The organism is Thioalkalivibrio sulfidiphilus HL-EbGr7, from assembly GCF_000021985.1.
Lineage (GTDB): Bacteria > Pseudomonadota > Gammaproteobacteria > Ectothiorhodospirales > Ectothiorhodospiraceae > Thioalkalivibrio_A > Thioalkalivibrio_A sulfidiphilus.
The window spans coordinates 1,761,722-1,770,692 of sequence record NC_011901.1; the positions used below are offsets into that span (position 1 = coordinate 1,761,722).

Genomic DNA, 8,971 nt, shown 5'->3' on the forward strand with positions numbered 1-8,971 from the left:
TCACACCCCCGCGATATCAAGACTGATGGGCTTGTACTGGTCGCTGTCGCCAACCCGCTCGTAGATGCGCACGTAGCTCTTGGAGCCGGTCACCTGCACCGCGTCGCTGATGGCATCCATCGCGCGCAGCCAGCGCGAGTCCTGAATATCCAGCCGGCGCAGGCTCAGCACCTGGCCGGTACGGATGTTGCCCGCGCTGTCGACCCTGAACGCATCCTGCACGATGGTGGCGATCTCGGGCCGGGCGTCGGCGGTCCACTCGCGCAGGCACTCATCCAGCAGGCCCTTGGCGGCCTGCAATCTCTCGTCGAAGGTGATGTGTTCCTGGATGGCCCTCACGACCTTGTAGCGGCCGCAGAACGAGACCAGTTGCACGTTGCCCTTCTTTCCGCCGACCTGGACGTCGTACTCGGCAGCGCTGGTCTCCACGAAGCGCTCGATCTCGCTGAAGACGTCCGCCTTGAAGTCGCGCAGCTCATCACGCAGCTCGCAGGCACGATCGACGATCGACAGCACCAACTCGTCGCGCAGCTGGTCGATGGGCCTGATCTGCTCCTCGGGGATCAGGCGGCCCCGGGCGTCCAGGCGATAGCCCTCGGGGATCTGCTGGGGGGCGTTCATGCGTGGCTCCTCTCGCTGTTGGTTTGCTCTTGCTCGATCTGGTCGCGGACGGCCTGAATGGCGTCCATGTAGCGGCGGGTGTCGGGGCCGTGCAGGCACACCAGGCCGCCCACGGCGTGGCCGTCGTCGGTCTCGATGGTGATGGCGGCCTGGTCGGCCCCCAGCGCGCCCATGCTGCGCATCAGGTCGTTGACGCTGGCGTCGGCCAGGGTGCGCAGGTTGACGAATTTCATCAGCATGTTGGTGCTCATGACGGGCTCCTCAGGCCTTGGCGAATCCGCCGCCGGGGCGGCGCGGGTGTCGATGGTGGTGCAGCGGCTCGACGAAGGTGCCGTTGCGTTGGGGCAGGTGGGCCACGGCGGCCTCCGCCTGCTCGGTCTCTTCTCGCCACTGGGCGAGCAGCTCGTTCACGTCCACCAGCTGGGCGTCGCTCCAGTGCGGCGCGAGCCCTTCGCGGCGGATCGGCTCGAGCGCCAGGCCGGTGTCCTGGCGCACCCAGCAGCGCAGGATGCCGCGATGCTGGGCGGGGTTCGGCGGCTCGGGCTCCAGCGCTTTCTCCTCGCAGCGCTCGGGCGCGGCCAGGTACTCGGCGAAGCCGATGCCGTGGCGGTCCATGCGCATGGCGTGGTACCGGCCCAGCAGCTCGCTGCGCGCCGGGCTGGCCAGGTACTGCTCCAGGGTCAGGCCGGCGCGCGACAGCCCCAGCAGCACGAAGCGATCGGCGTAATAGTCCAGGTGCTCGTCTCGATAGGTCCGCATCTCAGTCACTCCCCTGCGCGAGCGCGTCGCGCACTAGCTCCACGGTCTCCGCCAGCCACAGCCGTTCGCGGTGCGCCTGCGCGCTCTCCGGCTGGCGGTTCACCAGCTCCACCAGGGTCAGCGCCATCACGGCGCTGCGGGCAGCCAGCCGCCCCAGGTCGATGCCCGCCGGCTCGCGCCGGGGGGGGGGCGAGAGGTGTCGCGGGCGCCGCGGCCACCCTGGCCGGCGCCGGGCTTGCCGGCTTCGGCGCGGCGGGCGGCGCGCTCGCCGCCTGCGCTCGTCCTTCACGGGTCGGCAGCCAGCTGCCGCCCTCGCGGCGCTCGACCAGCCCCGCGCGCTTGAGCGCGGTCAGGGCCAGCATCACGCCCTCCATCTTCTCGGCGCTGGCGGCGTTGCAGGCGATGCACAGCATCTGCGTGCGCACCGGCTTGCGGCTGTCGGCGTGTTCGTGGCACAGCGCCGCCAGCACGCGCTGCTGGGCGCGGTCGAGGGCGGCGGCACTCGGCTTAGCGGGGTTCATGGCGGTCTCCCTGGCGGGCCAGGTAGGCCCGCTTCTCGGCGGCGGTGGCTGGCCGGTCGAGCAGCTCGATGCCGATCAGCTCCAGGTTGTCGGGGTGCATGCCGGTGGCGGCGGCGTAGTCGTCGACGGCCAGCTGGTGCGCCTGGCGGGCATTGAAGGCGGCCAGCATCATCACCGCGCCGCCCACGCGACCCATGCCCGCCGGCACCACCTCCAGGCGGTAGGCCATCAGCGCGTCGACGCGGCAGGTCATGGGCGTCTCGCCGCCGAGCAGGTCGGGGTGGCGGGGGCCGGGCACCACGGCGTTCATGCCTCACCTCCCTGCAGGTCGCGCCAGGCCTGCACCAGGTGTTCGCGCTGCATGGCGCCGCCCTCGCCGGCGGCGAACATGCTGGCCAGGCGCAGCGCCTTGGTCAGGCCGCGCAGGCCGCCGGGGCGCGAGCCGATCTCCTGGGCGGCATCCATCACGCGGGAGTCGTCGATGTGCCAGGCGGCGACCAGCGCGGCGATGTCCTTGGCGGTGGTCTTCTGGATGCCGACCCACTTGCCTTGGCGGCTGAACAGCTGGGCGGTGTCGTCGCTGCGGCTGCCGCCGGTGAGTCGCACGTGCACCTTCTCGCTGCCCATGTAGGCCAGCCCCACGCCGGTGGCGTCGTTGAGGGTGCGCAGCTCCTCCAGGGCGCGGGTGCTCAGGTGCTGCGCCTCGTCGATGATCAACAGGCCCTGGGTGCCGCGGATGCGCCGGGCGATGGCGCGCTTCATCCGGGCGGCGCCGTGCAGCGTGTCGCGCAGGCCCACGGCGTCGCACACCTCCTCGAGGGCGGCCGCCACCGTGGCGGTGGCCGGCGACATGGTGGCGATCCATACATTGGGCGCGCTGCGCTGGTACTCCTGGGCGGTGCAGGTCTTGCCGACCCCCGGCAGGCCGTAGACCACCGCGCTGTCGCCGAACATCTGCGCGTAGGACAGCGCGGCCTGAATGCGCTTGCCGCTGGGTGTCTCGGTATAGCCCGGCACCTCGGGGATCTCGCTCAGGCTGCGGCGCTTCTCGTGGCGGGCGTCGAGCCACTGCGCCAGCAGCGTGGCGATCTCCTCGCGCCCCTTGGCGCTGGGGTAGGTGCCGTTGAAGTACTGCGACAGCGCCGACGACGACTTGCCGATCTGCGCGGCGAGCCGCGTCTGCGACAGCCCGGACTCGTCCATTTCCTGACGAATGGCGGCAATCAGTGCGTCGTCGCTCTTGGCGCTGCTGCGCATGGTGATGACCTTTTCGTTGCTCATTGCTACACTCCTCGTGCTTTGGTTGGCAGCCTTCGGCTGCGACTTGCACTGGCCGGGGCGGCTTCCCCGGCCGGTGTTCCTACAGGCGCTCCCGGCGCCGCATGCGGGCGAGCATCTCCACCGTTTCATCGAAGCGGTAGCGCTCCTCCGGGCTCACCTCCTCTTGCTCGTCCTCCCGGATGTCCGATCCCACCACCTTGCGTACCGGCTGGAACACGCCGTGGGTGACCTTCTGCTCGCTCGGCGTGGGCGGCTCGGTGCCGTCGTCGGCCTCCTCGAGCAGCTGCCCCAGGCGTGCCGTGTCCATGCGTCGCTGGGCTTCCAGCTGCTCCTTGGTGGCCCGCTTGTAGGCGGCCTTGTTGCGCGCGTGGTCGCGGGCGGCCTGGGTGTCGTTGAAGCCGGTGGCGTGCAGGCAGGGCGCGAAGCAGATCTCGCGGCCGTCCAGGGTCTCCACCTGCACGCCGGCGTGCAGGTTGTCCGGGTCGAAGGCGACCATCACCCGGCGGCGATTGGCCGGCAGGCCGGCCAGGCGCGCCAGCGGCTCGCTCCAGTAGCGGTTGCCCAGCACGTGGATGGCGCCGGTGGTCTTGTCGGCGGTGGCCCGCTCCAGGGTCAGCAGCCACTTGCGCAGCTGGCCGCGGGTCGGCCTGGGGATGCGGTGGGCGTTGGCCTGGTAGCTCTCCTGGAACACCGCATCGAAGCTGCGCCCGGCGCAGATCGCGGCGCGCCGCCCGGGCCGGGCGTTGTGCTCGCGGATGCCGCGCTCCACCACTGCCAGAAACGCCTCCAGCTCAATCGCTCGCTTGCCGTAGTTCTCCGGCTTGTTCATCGGCGTGTTGCCGGTGTAGGCGCCGGCGAACTCGGGGTGCTTGGCGATGTCGTCGCACATGTCCCGGAAGGCCCGCTCGATCGGCTTGGCCTGGCCGTGATAGGGCGTCGTCCAGTGGATGCCGTCGCTGCCCACCAGCTGGGTGAACAGGCCCAGCGGGTCCTCGGCGGTCACCTTGCCGCGGTAGCGGGTGGCCGAGCCGCCGGTCAGCATCTTGCTGGCGATGCCGCGGCCGTTGTCGACGTAGATGTGCCTGGGAATGCCGTAGTCGCGCAGCAGGTCGGCGAACGAGAGCCGGTAGCTGTCGCTGCTCTCGGTCTGGCTCACCCGCCAGGCGAGGATCTTGCCGCTGTACAGGTCCTGCCACACGGTGAGCATCGCCCGACCCTTTTCCTTGGGCCCCATGCCGGGGAAGCGCACGAACACGTCGAACTTGTGGCCATCGGCGTTCACCGCCTCCAGCGCGTGGAACACGCTGCGGTCGCGCTGCTGGGCGGGGTAGCGGCGCATCGCCGCCTCGGCGCCCTCGCGCGCCAGGCACACCGCCACCTCGCCGACCTCCTCGCGCAGCCGGCGCAGCAGCGCCTTCACCGAGGGGATCGTCCAGCCGTTGACCTCGGCCAGCTGCGTCAGCCGCCGGTAGCACGAGTTGGCGCTGGGCTGCTCCAGGCGCAGGTAGTCCGCCTTGAAGACGTCCCACGCCTCGGGGCTGCACGGCGCCTTCTCGGTGCGCCCGGCGTAACGCGGGATCAGCGCGGCGGGCCAGTCGTGGCGGGCGAAGTGCCGCGCCCCGGGCTGGCCGTTGACACCGTAGTACCAGTTCTTGAGCGTGCCCGGCGTGGCGTCGGCGTGCTGCTCGGCCACCGCCTTGGCCGCGGCGCGGAACGGCTGGCCGCCGTTGACCAGCACCATCACCTGGTCGAGCAGCGCGGCGCGACGCTCGCCCTCCTTCTGCAGGCTGGCCGGCCGCGTGGCCGCCCAGGCCCACAGCGCCTCGGCGTCGTACTCGCCGGGCGCGCCGGCGGGCTCGCCCTGGGCGGCGCGCGCGGCTCGCGCCGCCGGCTCGGCCGCCTTCAGCAGCGCCGCCTGGGTCGCGATCGGCAGGCTGCTAAAGGCGTACTCGCGCCCGCCGCCCTTGCCGCTGCGCTTGCGGCACGCCCAGCCATCGCGCTTGGCCTTGGCTGTCACGTTCTGCTGCGTGCCAGGCATCCCCGGCAGCCCCGCCAGCGCCTTGGCCGAGAACCACTGCTCCTCGCGCGCGCTCATGGCCGGCCTCCCGTGAATGGGCGGGGGCTCGCATCTCCGGTAAGTTGGAAGGCGCCAACCCAACCCAACTCGACAGAGGAACCCCCATGAAGAACGAAAAGGACTACACCCCGGCCGATGAGAAGGCGCTTGCGCTCAGCTTCGCCATGACGGCATTGATCAAAACTCTGGCTCATCAGAAGCACCTGGATATGGACCTGTTGTTCAAGGATCTTTCCGGGGCGAGAAGGCGGCTCGAATCGCTCGGAGAAGATGGAGCGGCCAAGCTGCTGGGCGCCTTTGCCGAGTCGCTGCAGGCGGTCGAGTAGCCCACCCGCGCGGCGCGTCGTGCTCTTGCCAAAACCGGTCGGGGCCGGCGTGTCGCGTATCGCTCATCCTTCATCTCCTTCAAACAGCGCCAGCTCCGGCGCCTCGCTCTTGATCACGTTCTCCCGGTGCCCGGCCAGCTGCCGCATCGCCAGGGTGACGCCCTGCAGCACCTCCTCCGCCTCCGCGCCGCCGCGGTAGAACCGGGTCAGCAACGACACCGCCTCGTTCAGCTGGTTTTGCAGGTCGAGCAGCGCATCCTGGTCGGCGTCCGCGCCGCGCGGGATGTCGATCACCAGCTTCTGCGCGCTGGTGGCGATGTACTGCGTCACGAAGGTGGCGTCGCACGCGAACTCGAAGGGGCGGATGCGCTTGCTCGGAATCGAGCCCTCCTTCATCCAGCCGTAGATCGTCCACTCCGTGGTGCCGATCAGGTCGGCCACCCTTGGCACGCTGCGGTTGTGCTTGTGCAGCGCGTAGTCCAGGCACAGCCGGATCGCATGCTGCATGGTCTGCGGCTGCGCCGGTCTCCAGCGTTTGCGTGTCATTGGGGTCCCCCTGCTTGCCGGTGGCTGCAAACGTTGTCGCGCTCGGTAGTGCGCAGGCTCGGTAACGAGCCGTTACGCTTTGAGAGAAACGGCAACGGAGCAAACCTCATGCAGCCTTCCTCTCCACCCCTCGCTGCCCTTTGCGGGCACCGGTGGTATCCTTTCCCTGGTAACGGCTTGGCCAGATCTCGGCGGGCTCGACGCCAATCGCCTCGGCGATATAGCGCTCTGCCTTGGGCCAGGGTCGATTCAGCGCGGTCTGCAGCGTGTTCGGGTTCGCGTAGCCGTGATGCGTCGACAGCTTGCGGAGAGACCAGCCGGCCTTCTCCAGCGCCGACTTGATGTCGGCGCGATGCCAGTCCTGGGGGCTGGCTTTTTTCCGGCTCTTTCGTTCCGCCATGGAATAACGCCCTCTGGTGCTAGTGGTTTACGTCATGCAGGCAAAGACTAGCACCACAGAGCTTGAATGGTCAAACCCTGGTTTGCATTCAGGTTTGTCATTCAACTTTAGAGCTTGTCAGGAAAGCCTTATGCCATACAAAACAATGGGTTAGCGCCATGTTGAACGCCGAATCAGGATCAGAGAGTGAGGGTTCAGGTTCTTCACCTGAACTTGAGTGCGGATTTTCGGGCAGGCTCAAGCAGGCCATTGGTGCTAGATCGGTCCTTTCGTTCGCCAAGGAGTGCGGGATAAGCGACAGCCTGGTGCGAAAATACCTAGCTGGCTCGCACCCTGGTTTGGATAAGGCTGTAGTGATGGCGCGGGTCGCGGGCGTATCACTGGAGTGGCTGGCCACGGGCGAGGGTAGCTCCGATAAAGGGGCGCAGACGCCCGCTAAGCAAGGCTTTGCTGGGGGCGAAATCGATTTAGATTTACTCGAGAGCGTGGCGGCCACCACGCTGCAGGAGCTGGAAACGCGGCGCATCCACCTGGAGCCCGCCGCCCAGGCACGCCTGCTGCGGGTGCTGTACCGCCACTTCGCCAGCCGTCACGAACAGCCGGACCACGACACGGTAAGCAACATCATTGATCTAGCCGCATACCGATAGCGGCCGCGCGAGGGAACCATGAGTGATGAAGTGGCAAGGGAAATCAAGGAGATACTAGACAGAAGTCAACCAGGGAAGGAAGAGGGGGAAAGCGACCCCGCCGGCGTTCACATCAGCGTCGGCGACATCGTGAACAACCAGGGCACCGTGGTGATCGGCGGCAACCTCGACCAGGGGCGCCGCGAAGAGGACAAGCCGGGGAGCGATGACGGCAGCCACGGCCGCCGCGCCACCGACCGCGAGACCCGCCGCGAGCTGCTCGCCTTGCGCGACCAGGTGCAACGCCTCAAGCGGCTGGTAGTGGCCCTTTACGCCCGCTGCGCTTTGAACGGTTCTGAAACGCCCCATACACACTGCCGGACATGTCCCACACCATCCCGCCCAAAACGCCCCACCGCCCCGAATCGGCCCAAGTGTCGCAACTCAGCCCATGCTACACTCAGCGCCACGCGCACACCTCGCAAACCCGCGCCACTGCGCCTCTCAGCTCACCACAGCGCGCCACAACCCACAAAGACCCACTCATTCCCATACCTTGTGTCCCCCCTCATTCGGCAACGCCTCCGGCCCCGTGCCCGCCTTCGAGCCGGCCCTTCTGGCCAAGAAGGGCTCCCTGTTCCTCACCCGGCCGACCCTGTTCCACTACACCTCCACCCCCGAGGACCTGAACTGGGCCGCCGGGGATCTGTTCGAGGTGGTGGGGAGCGGGGCGGTGAAGATCGAGATCAACCAGACCTATGCGCTCAAGGACGCGGCCCAGGCCCACCGGGATCTGGAGGGCAGGAAGACGACGGGATCTACCGTGTTGCTGCCCTGAGGGGGGAGCAACACGGAAGGAAGAAGTAGGAAGGGCGAAGTGGGGCGTGTTACACATCAAAACCACCGTCACCACGGCGCTTCAGTCCGGGCATCCTACCCTTGGCCCTCAGGGCCGGCCTATGGGTTGCTCAAATTCGGTCACGGCTGATTGTCCCGCATGAGAGGGGGTCTTTTCGCACTTCCCAATTCCCCCTTCGCCCTTCATCCCTCAACCTTCATCCTTCTGCCTTTGTTCACAAAACCCCTTCGCTCCTCAGGCAGCTGCTGAAGGCCGCCACGGAACCGCTGGCGGTCTTGTCCCAGCAGGACACGATGCCGTCGAAGCAGTGGGCCACCCGGCCTGAGTCGCCGTTGCCGTTGCGCTGACAGGCGAAGGCGGCCTCCTCGGAGAGGGTGTCGATGGTGTGCACGCTGGCGGTCATCGGGCCTTCCTGGAGCACCCAGGCCAGGGCCCGGTCAGCGCCGCGCAGCGAGAAGCTGGTCTGGCGCAGTTCCCCCTCGGCATCCCGGTATTCAACCGTCACCTCGCGGGCCTCGGCCAGCGAACCCAGGGCTTCCGGCACTCTGCCGCCCTGTTTCTTCTCCCACAACTGCCATTCCACGCGGCTGGCCGTGCCCTCGGGTCCCTGGCCCCGGGCGGTGTCCGGTATGCGAAGACCCTCGATGCGGTACTCGGCACCCTGGCTGAAACGCAGGTTCAGGGGATGCTCCGCATGGGCCCGGCTGCCGCTGCGCTCGTTGAGCATCAGGGCACCATCGATGGGTCCGTTGTCCTTCTGACCGAACGCGAGCAGGTGACCCTCGCGATTGCGGGTGTAGGCGGCCAGGGTGATCTCGCCGGTCGCGGAATCGGCCCGGGAAATGACCGTCCAGTGTTCGAAGGGGATGGTCTCGGCGGCCAAGACGCTGGCGGAGAAAAACAGCAAGAACAGGGCGGACCAGAGCTTCATGGGGACCTCCGGAGCGGTCTG

Annotated in this window: 14 protein-coding genes; 3 read left to right on the forward strand and 11 right to left on the reverse strand. The window is 68.1% G+C overall.

Annotated features, from left to right (window positions below; translation table 11 throughout):
* From TGR7_RS08315 to TGR7_RS08345, 7 genes are all read right to left on the reverse strand, one after another.
* A complete protein-coding gene (locus tag TGR7_RS08315) occupies window positions 1-621 on the reverse strand; it encodes a DUF3164 family protein (protein WP_012638225.1) in 621 nt (206 codons plus the stop codon).
* Window positions 618-872: a hypothetical protein gene (locus TGR7_RS08320; RefSeq protein WP_012638226.1), complete on the reverse strand. Its 255-nt coding sequence runs from the start codon at window positions 870-872 to the stop codon at window positions 618-620. Before TGR7_RS08320 ends, TGR7_RS08315 begins: the two co-directional genes overlap by 4 nt.
* A gap of 10 nt (window positions 873-882) precedes the next feature.
* Window positions 883-1,380, reverse strand: coding sequence for a hypothetical protein (locus TGR7_RS08325; protein WP_012638227.1), 498 nt, complete (start codon window positions 1,378-1,380; stop codon window positions 883-885).
* A 1-nt stretch (window position 1,381) separates the two neighbouring features.
* Window positions 1,382-1,507, reverse strand: coding sequence for a hypothetical protein (locus tag TGR7_RS17900; RefSeq protein ID WP_012638228.1), 126 nt, complete (start codon window positions 1,505-1,507; stop codon window positions 1,382-1,384).
* 380 nt (window positions 1,508-1,887) lie between these two features.
* Window positions 1,888-2,211 (reverse strand): hypothetical protein, encoded by a 324-nt coding sequence (locus tag TGR7_RS08335; protein ID WP_012638229.1) that lies wholly within the window; start codon window positions 2,209-2,211, stop codon window positions 1,888-1,890.
* Window positions 2,208-3,182, reverse strand: a complete 975-nt coding sequence (locus TGR7_RS08340; protein WP_012638230.1) for an AAA family ATPase — start codon at window positions 3,180-3,182, stop codon at window positions 2,208-2,210. The genes TGR7_RS08335 and TGR7_RS08340 overlap by 4 nt, the downstream gene beginning before the upstream one ends.
* Before the next feature lie 79 nt (window positions 3,183-3,261).
* On the reverse strand, window positions 3,262-5,277 hold the full coding sequence (locus tag TGR7_RS08345; protein WP_012638231.1) for a transposase domain-containing protein: 2,016 nt from the start codon (window positions 5,275-5,277) through the stop codon (window positions 3,262-3,264).
* Between the two features lie 86 nt (window positions 5,278-5,363).
* Here TGR7_RS08345 and TGR7_RS08350 point away from each other — a divergent pair, with 86 nt between their 5' ends.
* Window positions 5,364-5,585 carry a hypothetical protein gene (locus tag TGR7_RS08350; RefSeq protein ID WP_012638232.1) on the forward strand — a complete coding sequence of 74 codons (222 nt, stop codon included), beginning with the start codon at window positions 5,364-5,366 and terminating at the stop codon, window positions 5,583-5,585.
* Between the two features lie 63 nt (window positions 5,586-5,648).
* On the opposite strand, the gene TGR7_RS08355 is transcribed toward TGR7_RS08350, so the two are convergent.
* Window positions 5,649-6,131 carry a hypothetical protein gene (locus TGR7_RS08355; protein WP_012638233.1) on the reverse strand — a complete coding sequence of 161 codons (483 nt, stop codon included), beginning with the start codon at window positions 6,129-6,131 and terminating at the stop codon, window positions 5,649-5,651.
* 106 nt (window positions 6,132-6,237) lie between these two features.
* Window positions 6,238-6,531, reverse strand: coding sequence for a helix-turn-helix domain-containing protein (locus TGR7_RS08360; protein WP_012638234.1), 294 nt, complete (start codon window positions 6,529-6,531; stop codon window positions 6,238-6,240).
* 158 nt (window positions 6,532-6,689) lie between these two features.
* Here TGR7_RS08360 and TGR7_RS08365 point away from each other — a divergent pair, with 158 nt between their 5' ends.
* Entirely contained in the window at window positions 6,690-7,181 is a 492-nt protein-coding gene (locus tag TGR7_RS08365) for a helix-turn-helix domain-containing protein (protein WP_012638235.1), read from the forward strand.
* A 54-nt stretch (window positions 7,182-7,235) separates the two neighbouring features.
* On the opposite strand, the gene TGR7_RS08370 is transcribed toward TGR7_RS08365, so the two are convergent.
* Entirely contained in the window at window positions 7,236-7,529 is a 294-nt protein-coding gene (locus TGR7_RS08370) for a hypothetical protein (protein WP_041441325.1), read from the reverse strand.
* A gap of 187 nt (window positions 7,530-7,716) precedes the next feature.
* Between TGR7_RS08370 and TGR7_RS17100 the strand changes: the two genes are divergently transcribed.
* Window positions 7,717-7,998 (forward strand): zinc-binding dehydrogenase, encoded by a 282-nt coding sequence (locus TGR7_RS17100; RefSeq protein WP_012638236.1) that lies wholly within the window; start codon window positions 7,717-7,719, stop codon window positions 7,996-7,998.
* Between the two features lie 235 nt (window positions 7,999-8,233).
* Here the strand turns inward: TGR7_RS17100 and TGR7_RS08380 are convergent, their stop codons facing one another.
* Window positions 8,234-8,950, reverse strand: coding sequence for a hypothetical protein (locus tag TGR7_RS08380; RefSeq protein ID WP_012638237.1), 717 nt, complete (start codon window positions 8,948-8,950; stop codon window positions 8,234-8,236).
* Window positions 8,951-8,971 lie beyond the last annotated feature (21 nt).